The organism is Thermodesulfobacteriota bacterium, from assembly GCA_035559815.1.
Classification (GTDB): domain Bacteria; phylum Desulfobacterota_D; class UBA1144; order Nemesobacterales; family CSP1-2; genus DATMAT01.
On record DATMAT010000065.1, the window covers coordinates 13,641 to 30,820 of the forward strand.

The following is a 17,180-nucleotide window of genomic DNA, read 5'->3' on the forward strand; positions in this document are numbered from 1 at the left end:
CAGAGGCCAGAATACCGAATTCAGAAGAAAAGCTTTTTCATTCTGACTCCTCTATTCCAACTTCGTGTCACTTCGGCTATGCTCAGTACAGGCTTAGTGTCTTTGTGGCATACAAAAATTAAGGGAAAGGAGCATGCTAAGCCGGGTGGCCGATTCTATATATTGGCTTAATCGTTACATCGAAAGGGCAGAGAACTACGCTCGATTCGTCGACGTAAATTTCAACCTTACCCTGGATCTGCCCCCGGATTTGCCCGAACAATGGAAACCATTGGTAATAACCACTGGAGATTATGAATTATTCGAGGAGCGTTACGGAGAACCCACCAGGGAAAACGTGGTCCAATTTCTGACCTTCGATAGGGGGAACCCCAGCTCCATACTTTCCTGTCTGTATAAGGCCAGGGAAAATGCCAGGACAGTCCGGGAGATTATATCAACCGAGATGTGGGAGCAGATAAACGAGTTTTATCTTAAGGTCCATGATGCCGTGTCTAGCGCTGGGTGGAGCATGGAAAGGCTCATGGATTTCTTGAAAGAAGTAAAACTGGGCAGTTACCTATTTGCCGGGATAATGGACTCTACCATATCCCATTCCGAGGGGTGGCACTTTGGGCGTATAGGGCGTTTTCTGGAGAGGGCGGACAAGACCACGCGGATTCTCGACGTCAAGTATTTCTTCTTGTTACCGCACGCAGTCAGCATCGGTACGCCTCTTGACCTTCTGCAGTGGCTGGCGGTATTGAAATCGGCCAGCGCCTTCGAAATGTACCGGAAGAGCTACGGCCGGATAAGCCCTTATCATATTGCCCAGTTCCTCATCCTGGACCGGGAATTTCCCCGAGCCATTCGCTATTGTGTTATACAGTCGGAGCAGTCTCTGCATGCTGTTTCCGGGACGGAACTCTGGACTTACCAGAACCTGGCGGAGAAGAGATTGGGGCTTTTACGGTCGGAATTGGATTATAGCGATATACACGAGATATTCTCCTCCGGTTTGCATGAATACTTGGACAATATGCAGTCAAGACTCAACGAAGTCGGCGATTCGATTTATGAGACCTTTTTCAATTCGCGTCCGCCGGACAAATTTTCGGCAGGAGCACAATAATCTAGACCAAGGAGTGAAGAATTGACATTTTGCCTAGGAATGAAAGTCAAGGATGGATTGGTTGGAGTTGCGGATACACGGGTTACCACTGGCTCTGAGTGTATCACCGCCAGAAAGGTGACTACTCATCAACATAGACAGCACTCGATGTTCCTTATGACCTCGGGGCTCAGGTCGGCCAGGGATAAGGCGCTAACCTATTTTCAGGAGGTTATCGAGGAAAGCGACGAGAATTTCGATAAGCTCTATAAGGCGGTCAATGCATTCGGGGAGCAGGTTCGCCGCGTTCTCAAAGAGGATAAGGAATCACTAGACGAGGGCGGATTCAGGTTCAACCTGTACGCCCTGGTTGGTGGACAGTTGGAGCATGATAGGGAGCACAAACTCTATCTGCTTTATCCTCAAGGGAATTGGGTTGAAGTAGGGGAGGGCTCGCCCTATTGCATAATAGGAAACTCCGGTTACGGAAAACCCTTATTGGACCGAGTGCTGCGTTATGAATCGGCCGTGGAATTCGCCCTTAAAGCCGGGTTCCTGGCGTTTGATGCCACCAGGACGAGCTCTAACGACGTCGAGTATCCCCTCGATATCGTGATCTATTACCGGGATTCTTTTAATATAGTCGAGCATCGTTTTATGAAGGATGACCTGCAAAGGGTGTCATTCTGGTGGCAGGAACGGATAGCAGGCTCGGTCAAAGAATTACCGGATGACTGGGTAGAACTGGTGTTTTCCAAACTGCGGCTCCCGATGTCTGAGAATTTCTGATTAATGAATAAAAACCTTGAATGTTACCTTTAGCCAGATGAAATTTGAGATTAAACACTACACCCATTATAGATATGACCAACCGGTGCTATTCGAACCGCATTCTCTCCGGTTTCGGCCGAGAGAGGACCCCTTTCAAAGAATTCTCGATTTTGATATATCGATAAATCCGCGGCCTGCCGGCATTTCAGAATACATCGACATGGATGGAAACACGGTTTATCAGGCATGGTTTAACGGAGCCTCAAGAGAATTGACCATAAACACTACGGCGTTGGTCGAAACCAATAACAGGAATCCGTTTGATTATTTAGTTTATCCGAAGGAGGCGCTTAGACTGCCTTTGGAGTACCCAAAAGAGCTTGAGCTTTTGCTTAAACCCTATAAAATGCTGATTGCTAATTCCCCAGAACTGTTAGCTTTTGTCGATGAGCTGGCTAAAAAGGTGAACCGCCAAACCGTTCCCTTTTTGACTCACTTAGCCGGTGAAATTAGCCTGCAATTTCAGAAAGAATATCGCGACCAGGGTGGGCCTAACCTTCCTGAAAAGACATTTGCCGAGAAAAAAGGGGCGTGCCGGGATTTAGCAGTGTTGTTCATGACCGCATGCCGAATGCTCGGGTTGGCGGCGCGTTTTGTGAGCGGTTATTATTTTGATGTGCTGGATTATCAGAGGCACTATTTACATTCCTGGGTCGAGGTCTATGTTCCCGGCGGAGGCTGGAGGGGCTTTGACCCAAGCAGCGGGCTAGCCGTTGCCGACCGGCACATTACTGTGTCTTCATCGGCGATTCCCCGCTTATGCGCTCCGGTGACAGGCATATTCTTAGGTAATGGCAATTCCAACTTAAACACGGACATAAGGATTTCTCCTCTCTAAAAATCCACCTTTATTCCATCGTTGACTTAGGTGTTGGATATTCTATATTTTAGGGCAAACCATATGGGTTTGCGGAAAAATGACCTTTCCCAGTCCGGAAGAACAAATCGAGATAATTAGAAGGGGAACGGAAGAGATAATCTCCGAAGAGGAGCTTTTAGCCAAGTTTAAAAAATCGGCGGAAATGGGAGAACCGCTTAGGATTAAAGCCGGGTTTGACCCTACTGCGCCCGACCTACACCTGGGACATTGCCTACTGCTTAGGAAACTACGTGATTTTCAGGACCTGGGGCACACCGTGGTCTTTCTAATCGGGGATTTCACCGCCATGATAGGCGACCCTTCAGGAAGGACTGAAACCAGGCCTCCCTTAACCGAGGACGAGGTGGTGGAAAACGCAAAGACATACGAAAGACAGGTCTTCAAAATCCTGAGAAAGGATAGAACCGAGGTTGTCTTCAATTCCTCCTGGCTAAAGAAAATGAGCGCGGAAGAATTGCTCAGGCTGGCCTCTCTGGAGAACGTGGCCAGGATGCTCGAACGGGACGATTTTCACAAGCGCTATAAATCTGGCATCCCTATTACCATTAAAGAGTTTCTGTACCCACTTATCCAAGCCTACGATTCCGCAAACATCAGGGCGGACGTGGAGTTAGGGGGCACCGACCAGAAATTTAACATTCTTCTAGGCCGGGATGTTCAGAGATATTTTGGTCAGGAGCCCCAAGTAGCGATTTTTCTCCCCATCCTGGAGGGTATCGACGGCGTGAGGAAGATGTCGAAATCGCTTGGGAATTATATAGCGGTTGAGGACACGCCCGAGGATATATTTGGAAAGGTTATGTCCGTATCCGATGAGCTCATGTGGAGATACTTTGAGCTTTTAAGTTCCCGTTCCCCGGAAGAAATCAAGAAGATGAAGTCGGAGTGGCATCCTATGGATGCCAAGAAAACCCTGGCATATGAAATTACCTCCTGGTTTCACGGAGAGGATAGCGCCGCCAATGCCCGAAAGGATTTTGAAATCAAGTTCTCCGAAAGAGAGTTTCCGGAGGATGCCCGGGAGATTTTACTGGATAAAAAAAACGGCTCAACCATCCTGGATTTGGTGGTGAATTCGTCGGAGAGGGTCAAAAGCCGGGGGGAAGCGAAGAGGCTGATAGAGCAGGGTGGGGTGACCGTTGACGGAGAAAAGATCACCGACCCAAAGGCCGTAGTTCCGCATAGAAAACTACTCAGGGTGAAAATAGGCAAGAGAGAGTTTGTCAAAGTCAGGCAGAATTAGGAGTAAATCAAATTTCATTTGACAAATAACGTAGAGACGACCCGGCGGGTCGTCTCTACAATACCTATCCGATTAATTCTTGAGTAACCACGAGTATTCTACTGTCATATCTCATGAATTAAACATGTTTGATTAATCCCATAAGAAACCGATTAAGGGAATCCACAGATTTCTTTGAGTTGATATACCTGAATCGAATAAAGGGCAAAATGAGGTATGGTCTGGAGGCGAAGTATTTTAGCGTTTTCCACTTGTCTATATTTCCGGAGTGGTTATAAATGGAGCCCATGTCCGGAATGATTTCGGCTGATTCGTCGGAGATCGACCGCACCGAGAGAACAGGGGTTCCGCTCTGCATCGCCGCTTCCGCTACACCCCAGGTTTCCATATCCACGCATAAGGCTCCGGTTATGTCAAACAGTCTTCTTTTCTCCATAGGGTCGTGGATGAACCTGTTTTCCGTGAGTATCCCGCCTTTTTTAACACCGCTTCCTGAGTCGGGTATGCAAGTAGCCAGCTCTCTTTTCTCATTCTTTTTCAGGCTTAAAACCCAATTTCCTATCACTAAGTCTCCGACTCTAAGGTCGGGATGGAGCGCCCCTCCGTGTCCGGCGGATATGATTAGCTCCGGTTTAAACTTCTGTATTATAAAACTCGCTCCCTTCCTTGCCCTCCTTATCCCGACTCCGGTTTGGACTATAACTACGGGCTTCCCGTGAACATTACCTCTTATATATTCCAGTTCTTCCCATTTTCCCTCCTCGGTTTTTGGGATTATGCCATTGAGACGTTTTATTTCATCCCAGGTTGCAGCAAGGATCGCTACCAAATTGAGAATGCTCCGGTGGGTTGTTCGTTTTAAATCACATTACATAGCTACTTCAATATGTAGATGGGGGCTTCTACAAACGATTTCCCCAGGTAGAGCAGCACGATAAAAGCGGCTAGTAAAATGCGATAAACGACAAAGACATTGTAGCTCTTTGTCTGGACGTATCTTATCAGATACTTAATGCTCAGGAATCCAAAGGTAGCCGATGCCAGGATTCCGGCCAGAAACGGGGTGCTTAATACGGTTGAATATTCTATATGTCGTGATTCCAGTAATATGGCTCCGAATATAAGAGGCGTACTCAGCAGGAAGGAAAACCTGGCCGCCTCGTCTCTCCGGAAATTCCTTACCAGTGCTCCGGCAATGCTAGCCCCGGAACGGGACACGCCCGGAATTATGGCCAGGGCCTGGGCAACACCTATTATCAGGCAGTCGCAGATACCCATTTCTGAAACTTCTTTCTCCTTTACCGAGAACCTGTCCGTGAGGTAAAGAACTATTCCAAAGAAAAAGACCGAGAACGCGATGGCCAGCGGATGCCGGAGTATTCCCGCAGCCTGTTCTTCAAATATCAGCCCGGCTAACGCCCCGGGTATGGTGGCAATGATGATAAATAACCCTGTCTTACCATTTGGATGGTTCCGGAAGCTTTTGGAGAATAAAGCTCGAACAAAATCCTGGGCAATCATCAAAAAATCCCGCCAGAAGTAGTAGACAACGGCCAGGAGTGTACCGATGTGTAGGGCCATGTCAAAGGCTAGCCCGGGGTCCTTCCAGGAAAAGAACCAGGGCACCAAAGCCAGATGTGCCGTGCTGCTTATGGGAAGAAATTCGGTAATCCCCTGAACAATCCCCAGAACTATAGACTGTAGTAGGTCCAATGAGCTTTCCCTGAATTAAGAAGATGGTCTTTCCAGAACCCTTTTCAAGAATATACCGGTATACGATCCTTCAACCTGCGATACCTCTTCCGGCGTCCCGTATGCTACTATACGGCCACCTTCTTCTCCTCCCTCCGGTCCCAGGTCAATTACGTAATCCGCACATTTTATGACATCGAGATTATGCTCGATTACTATTACCGTGTTCCCCACATCGACGAGTCTGTGAATTACCTCCAGTAGTTTTTTTACATCGTCAAAATGAAGGCCGATGGTAGGCTCATCCAGGATGTAGAGCGTCCTGCCGGTAGCCCGGCGTGATAGCTCTTTGGCCAGTTTTATCCTCTGAGCTTCGCCACCGGAGAGGGTGGTAGCAGGCTGTCCCAGTCTGATATAATCGAGCCCAACGTCATGAAGAACTGCTAGCTTGGATTTTATGTAAGGGACATTGTCAAAGAATTCAAGCGCCTCGCTCACGGTCATATCCAGAACATCGGCTATGCTTTTTCCCCTGTACTTAACCTCTAATGTCTCGGAGCTGTACCTTTTTCCCAGGCACTGCTCACACTTCACATATACATCCGGAAGGAAATGCATCTCTATTTTTACCGTTCCCTCGCCCTTGCATTCAATGCACCTACCATCCTGGACATTAAAGCTAAACCTTCCCGGTTTAAACCCGCGCATCTTCGCCTCGGGCAGCATGGAGAAGAGGTCTCTTATAGGGGTGAAGAGCCCGGTGTAGGTAGCAGGGTTTGACCTGGGCGTACGGCCTATGGGGGATTGGTCGACATTCACTACCTTGTTGATTTCATCATCTCCGATGATTTCAGAGTGTTTACCTACTTTATCCTTGCCGTCATATAGCTTTGCACAAAGAGCATTGTGTAGAGTGTCGATAGCCAGCGTGCTTTTTCCGGAGCCGGAGACCCCGGTGACACAGGTGAATACCCGGAGTGGAAACGAGACGTCTACATTTTTCAGGTTGTTTTCGCATGCCCCTTTTATGGTTATATATCCATCTGGTTTTCTTCTGGTTGTGGGGATAGATATGGAGAGTTCCCGGGAGAGATACTTGCCGGTTAGAGACTTTTCGTTTCTCATTAAATTCAGGATATCTCCCTGGGCAATGACCCATCCTCCATTTTCGCCCGCTCCCGGCCCCAAGTCGATGATATGATCGGCATTCCTTATGGTCTCTTCATCGTGCTCTACTATGATGATGGTGTTTCCGCTATCTCTTAGAGATTTTAGGGTGTGGATGAGTCTCTTGTTGTCCCGTGGATGAAGACCGATTGTCGGTTCATCGAGCACGTAGGTGATTCCGGTGAGCTTAGAACCGACCTGAGTTGCCAGCCGAATTCGTTGAGCCTCGCCGCCGGAGAGCGAGGGCGCGGTTCGGTCGAGGGTTAGGTAACTAAGCCCCACGTTGTTAAGGAAGCTGAGACGAGAGTTTATCTCTTTGAGTATCCTATTGCCGATTTCTGCTGCTCGGCCGGTAAAATCAAGGTTCTCGAAAAACCGGGTGCACTCATCCACCGACATTTTCGTTATATCGTGTATAGATTTTTCATTGATCAGCACGGATAGGCTCTCCTTTTTGAGCCTTGCCCCATGGCAGGAGGGACAACTAACCGTGCGTATATACTTAGAAAAGGCCTCTCTGACCTCTTCTGACTCCGTTTCGCTGTACCACTCTGAAATAACCCCGATCACCCCGGGAAATGTATCCCAATATTCATCCACCCATCTTCCTCTATCCCTGTGGAATTTGATTTTTTCCTCGCCCGAGCCGTACAGGATAATGTTTCTGATTTTAGCGGGAAGCTTCTTTAGAGGGGTTTTCAGGCTAAATTTGTAGTGCCTGGCCACCGAATCTAGTATTCGGCTGAAGTAGCTTGAGTTTCTCCAGGGGATTATGGCGCCTTCCTGGATAGACTTATCCCAGGTTTCAATCACCAGTTCCGGATCAAAAAAGGATTTTACTCCCAATCCCTGACATTCAGGACAGGCCCCGTAAGGGCTGTTGAAAGAAAACAGCCGTGGGGAGACCTCCGGGTAGCTTATACCACAGTTAGGACAGGCAAACTTCTCGCTGAAGGTAATACCTTCTCCATCCCCGCTTTCCACCCTGACCACCCCTTTTCCACGCTTGAGGGCCAGCTTCAGGGAATCTTCGACCCGGCTGGCTAGGTTTTCGCTGCGAGGAAGTGAGGAATTGGCCGGGCCCAGCATTATTATATCGACCAGGAGTTCGATGGTGTGTTTTTTCTGTTTTTCTAGGTGGATTTCATCCTCAAGGTCGAAGAGTTTCCCATCGATTCTTACCCTGAGGAATCCCTGCCGGCGAAGCTCTTCCAGCTCCTTTTTGTATTCCCCTTTTCTACCCTGAACAATCGGGGAGAAGATGGTTATCTTTTTGCCGGTGCCTAGCGAGAGCACCCTTTCTACCATTTTATCCAGGTTCTGTGCGGATATTTCCGTCCCGCAGTGGTAGCAGTGCGGTTTTCCCAGTCGGGCAAAGAGTAATCGGAGAAAGTCATAAATCTCGGTTATCGTGCCCACCGTCGAGCGTGGGTTTCTTTGAAAGGTCTTTTGGTCTACGGATATGGATGGGGAGAGACCCTCGATCGAATCCAAGTCCGGTTTGTCTATTTTTTCCACAAACTGCCGGGCGTACGCGGAGAGCGACTCCATGTATCTTCTCTGTCCCTCGGCAAAGATGGTATCGAATGCCAGGGAGGATTTGCCGGAGCCGCTTACCCCGGTTACGACGATGAAGCTATCCCTGGGGATCTTTAGGTCTATATTCTTTAGATTATGCTCTCTCGCCCCGATAATCTTAATCGTTTCCAAAGTAGCTTTATTTTACCTGGTATTGCCAGCTTGATGAATTAACAGCTCTTGATTTAGTAACGGTATTTTGTAGGGAGCGCAAACCTGTGCAGAGCACTTCGGCCTCTCGGTGTAAACTCCGTCGAAGCATAGGCGTTACTTACACCGGCACATGCAAAAAATTGGGTAGAAGTTAGATTAAAGTAAAATGGACGAAGGGCTTATTTCTCCCTGCATCTATCTATAAAAGCCCTGAAAATTCTCTTTGAGGTCCCGCTTTCCTCCCTTTCCGGGTGCCACTGAATGCCGATAATGAAATGATCTTCCTTCTCTATAGCTTCGATGATTCCATCGGGGCACCGGGCAGAGATTTTAAGTCCCTTTCCCACTGCTTTCACCGACTGGTGGTGATAACTCTTTGTAGAAAAGTTTTTCTCTTTGACGATTTCTCCAAGGAGGGTGCCGTCTTCGACGAGGATTTCATGTAGGGCCCCTTTTTCATGGACGATTGCGCTAGAAATCATCGAAGGAATATCTTGATAAAGAGATCCTCCAAAGAACACGTTTATTAGCTGCATTCCACCGCATATGCCTAAAACCGGAATGTTTTGCTTTAAAGCCTCGTCCAGTATAACCATCTCCGATTCTGTTCTTTCTTTACTCATGAGTCTTAATTTCGGGTGAGGCTCTTCGTTGTAGTATTTGGGGTCCATATCCCTCCCCCCCGGGAGAAGAAGCCCGTCGATATTTGCTACAGCATCCCTAAGGACGGAGCTTTTTTCACATAGTGATGGAAGAAGGATAGGGATACCACCGGCTTCGGCAATAGCTCTGGCGTAGGTTGTTTCTATGAGGTAACAGTTTTCTTTTAACTCATCCGCCTTTATTTCGGTGGTTATTCCTATTAACGGGCTGCTGTTTCTCATGGGAGCATCTTAATTCTAGCCTAAATTTGCGAAAAAAAACATTCCACGAGGTGCATGTTTTAACAGGACAGTCTAATCGGCTACCTTCGGATTTTTTATCATGTATGTGTTTGATTTCCTCCTGCGTTTAGTTTATTAATTTCTTATGGCACATAGTTCGCTAATCGTTTATGAGCCACTCGATGCCTTTGTCGATAAAAGCGAGTACTGGAATAGCTATGTGTCTTTTTACGAACAATACTGGGGCGGGCCGACTTCACCCTATGGAGTTTGGTTTGGACAGGAATACGAGAATTTCAGGCGAGCTTTTTCCGACTACCTAGATATTGAGGAAGATGAGATTATGGACTGTTATTTTATGAAGGACAAGAATGGCAAATACTATGTGTGTCCCTTCGGCTCGTCTGCAAAACCCTACGTACTGAACTCGGAAAATCATGTACCAATACATTGGTTCTTGTTATTCATGGATGAAGAAAGGGAATATTTTTTCACCCCTTGGGGGTTCGCCGGTATTAGCTACGATACAAGGATTAATCTCGGTTTTGATAGGCTGAAGGAGTCAGACGCTATTCTTGGCGGTGTCTTGAAGAAGTTCGAGCAAGCCGGGCCTAAATTCTCTTTCTCTCATGAGATTAGCCTGATCCGGGCCGGAATTGCTGACCTTAAAAACTGGCTCGGCCAGTTCGACCCATCCGGATTTTTGGTCCTAAATTACGGGGAGATAAGCTCTTACATTCATCCCTATACCTTGAAGAACGAACGATCCGTGAACGACATCTGGCAGATGCTTTCTCTCTTGCGTGAGGGTCGTGTCGAGGAAGCTCACTCGTTGCTGATAGTCTTGAATGAGAAATGGGAAGACATAAGGAGAAAAGCATCCGGGGAGATAGAGAAGTTCACCGTTCAATAGTCACCCCTAAGCGATGGCTGGTGGGTTAATTCAAATTAGGTCTCGGCTCGGGAACGATGCTCAGGGTCATACGTCTATTGCCCCTTAGAACTACAACCTCGGTTGGGATTCCTGGTTTTGTTTGACCTAGGGCATAAACATAGTCGTATATGTTCTTTATTGTCTTTTGGTCCAGTCCGATTATTATATCGCTCCTTCTAAGACCAGCTTTCTCCGCCGGACTCCCCTTCTTCACTCCCATGAGTTTTACGCCGTCCGGTTCTTCGGAGTAATCCGGTATGGTACCTAAATAAACGCTGAAGCGGGTGGGGGTCTTTTGTTCCTCTTTTACTGCGGAAAAAGCGATCCTGGTGGGCATTCCATCCAGTTCCCAAATAAGACCGGAAATGAGTTCAAGGATTTTCTTTATTCCTTCGGTATTGATTTTCTGCCAATCATCGTCCGGCGTGTGGTAATCCTGGTGCACTCCGGTAAAAAACTGGAGCACCGGGATATCCCGTGCATAAAATACCGTCTGGTCGCTGGGGGCAAAACCGGAATCGGATATCTTTAAGGCTAAATTGAAATTCGAATTGGCCTTATCAAGAAGGGGCTTCCATCGGGGGGATGAGCCTGCACCTAGGACAGTGAGCGTATCCTTCTCCATTCGGCCAATCATATCCATATTGATCATGGCCACCGTTCTTTCCAATGGAATTGCCGGATTTTTGACATAGTGAGATGAGCCAAGAAGGCCTAGTTCTTCCGCCGAAAAGGCGATGAAAAGGATACTTCTCTTGAGTGAGCTTCTATTATGAGAGAAATAGTCAGCGAGTTCTAAGAGTCCGGCGACCCCCGAAGCGTTGTCATCCGCTCCGTTGTGAATCTTCCCTTTAGTCCTATCCTCTATACCCCTGGATGCCCTGTCCCCCAAGCCTATGTGGTCGTAGTGGGCCCCCACGATTATCACTTCGTTTTTTGAATAGGGGTCTGATCCCGGCAAAAAGCCTACTACATTAGAAGTAACGCTGTTTTCTTTTATGAGTTCGGTTTGAATATGGACTTTTACCCCGGGCATGTAGAAGGAATGGGTTTTTTTCTTCGATAGCTTCAACTCCAGGTCTTTTCCATTTTCTCCCACGGCTCTGAAGATTTCCTCGGCGATGGCCTTTTTCAGCATTACGGCTTGAATTCCTGAATCGGTGAAAGAAAGATCATATCTCAAACCCCCTAAGTACTCTTCTTCTTGAGAGAAAGGCGCAACGAATATTATTCCCTTTGCACCCTTCTCCCTTGCGTTAATGGCCTTGTAGCGTAGTGAGGCAAATTCAAAAAATGGACTTTTAGGGTCAGGGGTATAACGTAGTACCATGACGATTTTGTCCCTTACATCTAATTCCGTATAGTCATCGTAGTTGAGCTTGGGGGCGCTTATTCCATATCCGGCAAAGACCAGTTCTCCATGTATATTGCCGCTTGCTGAGAATCCTAGGGGAAGAAAATCACTGCCCGGTTCCAGTTCTGATCTCCTGTTCCTTGATTCTATCGCGAAATAGTTCCTCTTTCCTAGTTTGATGCCCGATGTAAACGAAAAATCCTGTAAATAAGTCCCGTTCTCTCCTAAGGGCTTTAGTCCAATCCTCTTGAAGTTGGTGGCAATGTAGTCAGCGGCTTTTTCGCATCCCTCTGTCCCGGCCTTTCTTCCCTTTAATTCATCTGAAGCCAGATAACGTACATGGGACAGGATTTCTTGAGCGGTTATACCGGGGTTTTCTACGTTTTTATGGCTTTCGGCCGAAAAAGGAAGAATTAAAAAGAAAAGTAGTAAAAGATGGGTGAGATAGCGTCCTATCATTATGCTTAATATGATATCATACAGTAAACCGGCGACTTTAATAGGATATCTTACATAAAATTCTAGGGTTTAGGTTGACACTTCCCCATCTCTTATGATATAAATTAGTCGGTTTGATGTATTAGCAACCGGACGAATCTCAGGCAAGATGAGTGTAATAGCGCAACCGGCTAAGTACTGGATTAAAGACCCGGCATCTGACCTAGTCCTTTTCAGTTTCGGCTGGATCCCTGTTTTTCTCGCTCTGGCTTTTTTCAAGGACCACATGGGCGCGATAATACTCTTCGTGCTTATGGCTAATTACATACATCGTCACTATACCTTTGCGCTGGTGTATGGACAGAAGGAAGAGTTCGAGAAGAGAAAGAATATATATATCTTGCTCCCTATTGCTGCAGTTCTTGTGACGTTTATATTCGTATATGTTGATGCTTTTAAAATACTTCTTACAATTTCGGTTCTTTGGACGATGTATCATTCGGTTTATCAGAAGTATGGCATTACCAGAATCTATTCCAGAAAGGGCGGTTATGGAGAAGCCTGGATCGAAAAAGGTGTGATATTTTCCTGGTTCGTCTATCTATTTTTTGCTCTGGGGGATAGAGAAAAAGGGACTCTGGAGAGTTATCAAGCTGGAAGGGTCGTTCTTAACTATATAGGGGATTATTTAAACTACCTGACTTCAGCTTCCTATTTGTTTCTTGCGGTTGCGGTCTCCTTCACTATTCTTTTTGCCTACCAGGAGTTCAAGAATCGTCATCATCTAAACACAGCCAAGATTCTGTATGTTATTTCCACCCTGGCTCTTTATGCTATTTTCTTTTATTCTCTCATAGTTGGTTATATTGTTTTCGCCTTTTCCCATGCCCTTGAGTACATAGCTTTCGTGAATATATTTGTTAACTCTAAGTACAAGAAAAGACAGGATTCAAATGCGCTTTTTGCAAAGGTGACGAAGAAGCAGTGGCTCTATAGCGGTCTTTTCTCAGCAGGGATAGTGGCTATCTGCCTCTTTGGAATGAAACTCAATGAAAATGCTTTCCTCATCTACATAGTGGGAAGCTCTTTCCTGCATTTCATATATGATGGGCTTATTTGGAAGGTCAGAAAACCGGAAGTGGGCAAGCCCCTGGACATAAAATACGCCACTTCGGCGTGACATAATCCACATATTAGATAATAATCCAACCGGACTGCTGGTCGTTAGATTTATCAGATTATCCTGGCGATGGAGGGGTCTTTAATGGAAGTTATGCGAAGGCGATTCTGTTTCCTTAGCACTAATTCTTTTATTACTTGCCCGGCTAATTAGGGTATTTTTCTAACGGGTTCTAGCGATTGTTTACCCCAGGAAACTCTTGAGGATTTCTCCCAGGTCGGACGTTGCCATCTTTTCTAGAGCCCTTTTCTCAATCTGTCTTATTCGCTCCCGAGTTAGGTCAAATTTCTTTCCAATTTCATCCAGCGTGTACGTGGCCTCTTGGTCTATTCCAAATCTTAACCTGACAATTTCCTCTTCCCTTGGAGTGAGAAGCGATAATGCCTCTCTGATTCTTATGGTAAGCGCCCCCTTTGCCATTATCGAATCTGGCGCCGGAGAATCATCATCGGCTACAAAGTCCAGAAGGGTAGTCTTCTCGCCGTCCAATATTGGTGAATCGAGCCGAGCGGCATCATTGGTCGATTCCAATATCCTTTTCACGCCTTCGACCGATATGCCCGCTTTTTCGGCAACCTCCTCGGGTAAGGGTTTTCTCCCCATTTCTTTGTGTAAGGCTGCACTAATTCTGTACACCTTGCTTGCTTGCTCTAATACATAAACTGGGACCCTGATCGTCCTGGTCTGGTCCAACAAGGACCGGGATATGGCTTGATGTATCCACCAGGAGGCGTACGTCGAGAACTTGTAGCCCTTTGTATGATCGAACCTTTCCACTGCCCTCATCAGTCCCACGTTCCCTTCTTGGATAAGGTCGGAAAGCGGCAGTCCCCTCCCCATGTATCTCTTGGCTATGCTTACTACCAGCCTCAGGTTTGCCTTGACAAACCTTTCCTTCAGCTCTTTCGCTCTTTCGGAGCAAGCCCTTTTCTCGGCATTTAACTTTTCTATCCTCTTGGACAACTCTTTTGCCGAACCGTTTCGATGATGGCCGTTTTTATGATTTTTGGTCCCATTCTCATGCATGGCTTTATTCAAAAGAGCGGTTATCTCTTTCATTTTAGCTTCGCATATCTTTATCTTTGCTGAAACCTCTATTTCCTCTTTTGGTGTGAGTAGGGGCTCGACGGCCATGTTTTTAAAATAGACATAAAGCAACCGGAAATGTTCATCTGGAGTCCATTCATCTTCCTGATTATTTTCTTCCGCTGGCTCCGAATTTGCTAATTCAAACTCGAAATCGGGTTCCTCCAAATCCAGCATCAAATTATCTTGAATGCCGAGATGGCTGAACTCACTTTCATCTCCTTGTATAAAGTCCTCGAGTTCATTTACCGTTGAATTTGAATTTTCATACTCTATGTATTTTGTCTCCATGCTTTTTCCCTTTTTTTAGATTGGATTTGAAAGAAGGTGTTGAATAAAGTTCAAATCTTATACGAGTTGATATAATAATCATGAAATATGAAAAAAGGCTCATTATTCTCGACGGTGGCGTCGAAAATGAATCTCTTTAACCTCGCTAAGTTATTTTCTATTTTTAAATCGGCAATATAATGCATCGATATTAACGCACTATCTTTTAAAATCTTTCTTGCTCAGGGGGATATATATACCTCTTCCTTATATATATACTCCAAGCATAATCTAATATATGATAATCGAAAATGTTTGTCAAGTGGTTTTCTTCGCATATGCAAAATAACTTTCCCCCTGTTTTGGTGTAAAATCAGCATGAATAATGGACTTATTACGCATTAGCTAACAGCATGTTGAAAATCGATTGTATAATTCTGAAGGGTACTTAACACTGCATAAAGCTCATTAAACTCTACTCAATCTCCTTTACAATGACTTCTATACCTTCTTTTTGTTGAAGGGTAGCGGCAAAATTCTTTGCCTCCTCTTCGGTCTTAAATTTCCCCATTCTTAAGAGATTCCAGCTTTCTCCTTTTGAATTTATGGTGGAGATTGTGTAGACATCGTACCCCTTTCTTTTCAGCTCATTAGCACCCATCTCCGCTCTTTCCATGGTCTTGAAAGCGGCGATTTGGAGGGTGTATTCTCCTTTGCCTGCCTCTAGCTTATTCTTATCTAAATTTCTATCCTGTTGTGGCTCGGATTCGGCCAAGTGCTCTGTCTCCGGGTTATTCGGCTTGCTTTCTATGGGGGTGGTGGTTGTCGATGCCGCACTGATTGTTAAGTCATGCTGGCCGGGGTCAGTTTTTTGTCTTTCGCTGGGTGAGCCATACTCTCCTTCGGAATTCTCCTCGGAATAAACCTTATCACTCTGAATTTCTGCGGATCCGTCTAAATACCGTGCCTCTTCCTTACCGGCCGGTCTGATTTTGTCCGTGTCAGCGTCTTTTAACTTCATCCCACTATATATGCCAAGGGCAAACCCTAGGACGAAAACCATGAAAAGCTTGAGATTACTCCTATTATCACCCCTTCTTGAGTCTGCTAATATTAGTTTAGGTCTTAGCTCTTTCACCCAAGATCACCATCCATTATGTTGGTATCAAAGCAGGGATTCTAACACTATTTACTCGGACTACCTGGTCCTGTGTCTATTTATTTGGCTGGGCATCACTTGAGCAACCATTGTCTTCTTTCTCAAAAATGTCAATGCATGTAGCTTTGCTGGCTAAACTCGGCAATTTGAATCCTTTGTAGACTTCCCAGATCTTTCCTTACATTCTTGCTTATTTTCTCTTTCTTACGTTAACATATCCAAATTTAAGGTCAACGTTGTTTAATCTGGTGGAATTAATACTTTCTCATGCCCGGGCCGGTATGTGGGGCTTGAAGGCTTTGAGTATTCAGAACCGGGGTTAAACAGGGCCTTTTCCACATACTCTTCTGGCAGTTTTAATCCTTCGATGAAATTATCTTAAAACTAAACCAGATAGTGGCTATTTTGTCTGATGTCAGGACTAATTTATCGACGGCAAAAGCTAGTGGATAACTATTTCATAATAAATAGGGACTGGCTGAAGTTAAGACATAAGTAATATGCATATCGGAGATGATTAACCCTTTTCCAGAAAAATTTCATTCTAAAGTCTGATTGTCTTCTTTCCAAAGATAGGTATCTAATTTGTTTAGGTGTTGAGAATGGGATATAACGGACTGGACAAGCTGATTTCAAAATCATTAAACCTTGGAGAGGGTTGCGTTTTTATACTTAAACCGAGGAAGTATGATAACTTACTCGAATTTTCCTACCCGGATGAGCTCAAGGGTTTTACTGTTCCAGTTATGAGCCAAAGCGTGGCTGGTAAAGCGGTGATACACAGGAGCCCGATTATACTCAATAACTTCCAGGGCGAGACGGATGTTATCTATTTAAACTGTCTAACCATGAACAGTACCAAAAATTCGATCAGAAAGATGATTGCCTATCCTGTTTGCTCTTCCGGTGAGCTTACCGAGGTCATTTTGATAGTGAGAAAGGAGTATGACGGTTCTGATCTACCTAATTTTCTGGGGGAAGATTTGCAAAAGATAAAATCGGCTGTTGATAAAATTTTATCCATCCGCGCAGACAAGCCGGATTTATCCCTCGCCGCTAGCTAACATTCTGTCCCTCTCAGAAATCAAGCTAATTGTACTGGACATTATGAGAACGGAGGTTTGAAGCACTTCTTGGTGCCGAAGGGGGGATTTGAACCCCCACGGGCTTGCACCCACTGGATCCTGAATCCAGCGCGTCTACCAAATTCCGCCACTTCGGCCTGGGTAAAAAATATAACT

At 45.8% G+C, this 17,180-nt stretch carries 14 protein-coding genes and 1 tRNA gene; 7 read left to right on the plus strand and 8 right to left on the minus strand.

What is annotated here, in order from left to right:
• Positions 1–133: 133 nt before the first annotated feature.
• From VNN20_15830 to tyrS, 4 genes are all read left to right on the plus strand, one after another.
• A complete protein-coding gene (locus VNN20_15830; GenBank protein ID HWP93661.1) occupies positions 134–1,111 on the plus strand; it encodes an alpha-E domain-containing protein in 978 nt (325 codons plus the stop codon).
• Between the two features lie 21 nt (positions 1,112–1,132).
• Positions 1,133–1,879: a peptidase gene (locus VNN20_15835; protein ID HWP93662.1), complete on the plus strand. Its 747-nt coding sequence runs from the start codon at positions 1,133–1,135 to the stop codon at positions 1,877–1,879.
• A 37-nt stretch (positions 1,880–1,916) separates the two neighbouring features.
• On the plus strand, positions 1,917–2,759 hold the full coding sequence (locus VNN20_15840; GenBank protein HWP93663.1) for a transglutaminase family protein: 843 nt from the start codon (positions 1,917–1,919) through the stop codon (positions 2,757–2,759).
• A 79-nt stretch (positions 2,760–2,838) separates the two neighbouring features.
• On the plus strand, positions 2,839–4,044 hold the full coding sequence (gene tyrS / locus VNN20_15845) for a tyrosine--tRNA ligase (GenBank protein HWP93664.1): 1,206 nt from the start codon (positions 2,839–2,841) through the stop codon (positions 4,042–4,044).
• Between the two features lie 118 nt (positions 4,045–4,162).
• On the opposite strand, the gene VNN20_15850 is transcribed toward tyrS, so the two are convergent.
• The 4 genes from VNN20_15850 to VNN20_15865 form a co-directional block, all read right to left on the minus strand.
• The gene (locus VNN20_15850) at positions 4,163–4,873 is read right to left on the minus strand and encodes a hypothetical protein (GenBank protein ID HWP93665.1); all 711 of its coding nucleotides are present in this window, start codon (positions 4,871–4,873) and stop codon (positions 4,163–4,165) included.
• Between the two features lie 47 nt (positions 4,874–4,920).
• Entirely contained in the window at positions 4,921–5,757 is an 837-nt protein-coding gene (locus VNN20_15855; protein ID HWP93666.1) for an undecaprenyl-diphosphate phosphatase, read from the minus strand.
• Between the two features lie 15 nt (positions 5,758–5,772).
• Positions 5,773–8,613 (minus strand): excinuclease ABC subunit UvrA, encoded by a 2,841-nt coding sequence (gene uvrA / locus VNN20_15860; protein HWP93667.1) that lies wholly within the window; start codon positions 8,611–8,613, stop codon positions 5,773–5,775.
• Positions 8,614–8,813: 200 nt separating this feature from the next.
• Entirely contained in the window at positions 8,814–9,518 is a 705-nt protein-coding gene (locus tag VNN20_15865) for a gamma-glutamyl-gamma-aminobutyrate hydrolase family protein (protein ID HWP93668.1), read from the minus strand.
• Positions 9,519–9,663: 145 nt separating this feature from the next.
• On the opposite strand from VNN20_15865, the gene VNN20_15870 reads away from it, so the two are divergent.
• A complete protein-coding gene (locus VNN20_15870; protein ID HWP93669.1) occupies positions 9,664–10,431 on the plus strand; it encodes a hypothetical protein in 768 nt (255 codons plus the stop codon).
• A 25-nt stretch (positions 10,432–10,456) separates the two neighbouring features.
• Here VNN20_15870 and VNN20_15875 read toward each other — a convergent pair whose 3' ends face one another.
• On the minus strand, positions 10,457–12,265 hold the full coding sequence (locus VNN20_15875; protein ID HWP93670.1) for a M20/M25/M40 family metallo-hydrolase: 1,809 nt from the start codon (positions 12,263–12,265) through the stop codon (positions 10,457–10,459).
• Between the two features lie 148 nt (positions 12,266–12,413).
• Here VNN20_15875 and VNN20_15880 point away from each other — a divergent pair, with 148 nt between their 5' ends.
• Positions 12,414–13,424 (plus strand): hypothetical protein, encoded by a 1,011-nt coding sequence (locus tag VNN20_15880; GenBank protein HWP93671.1) that lies wholly within the window; start codon positions 12,414–12,416, stop codon positions 13,422–13,424.
• Positions 13,425–13,607: 183 nt separating this feature from the next.
• Here the strand turns inward: VNN20_15880 and VNN20_15885 are convergent, their stop codons facing one another.
• Positions 13,608–14,801, minus strand: coding sequence for a sigma-70 family RNA polymerase sigma factor (locus VNN20_15885; GenBank protein ID HWP93672.1), 1,194 nt, complete (start codon positions 14,799–14,801; stop codon positions 13,608–13,610).
• A 454-nt stretch (positions 14,802–15,255) separates the two neighbouring features.
• Positions 15,256–15,918, minus strand: coding sequence for an SPOR domain-containing protein (locus tag VNN20_15890; GenBank protein ID HWP93673.1), 663 nt, complete (start codon positions 15,916–15,918; stop codon positions 15,256–15,258).
• A gap of 623 nt (positions 15,919–16,541) precedes the next feature.
• Here VNN20_15890 and VNN20_15895 point away from each other — a divergent pair.
• Positions 16,542–17,003: a hypothetical protein gene (locus VNN20_15895; protein HWP93674.1), complete on the plus strand. Its 462-nt coding sequence runs from the start codon at positions 16,542–16,544 to the stop codon at positions 17,001–17,003.
• A 70-nt stretch (positions 17,004–17,073) separates the two neighbouring features.
• Here the strand turns inward: VNN20_15895 and VNN20_15900 are convergent.
• Positions 17,074–17,161, minus strand: a tRNA-Leu gene (locus VNN20_15900).
• Between the last annotated feature and the right edge of the window lie 19 nt (positions 17,162–17,180).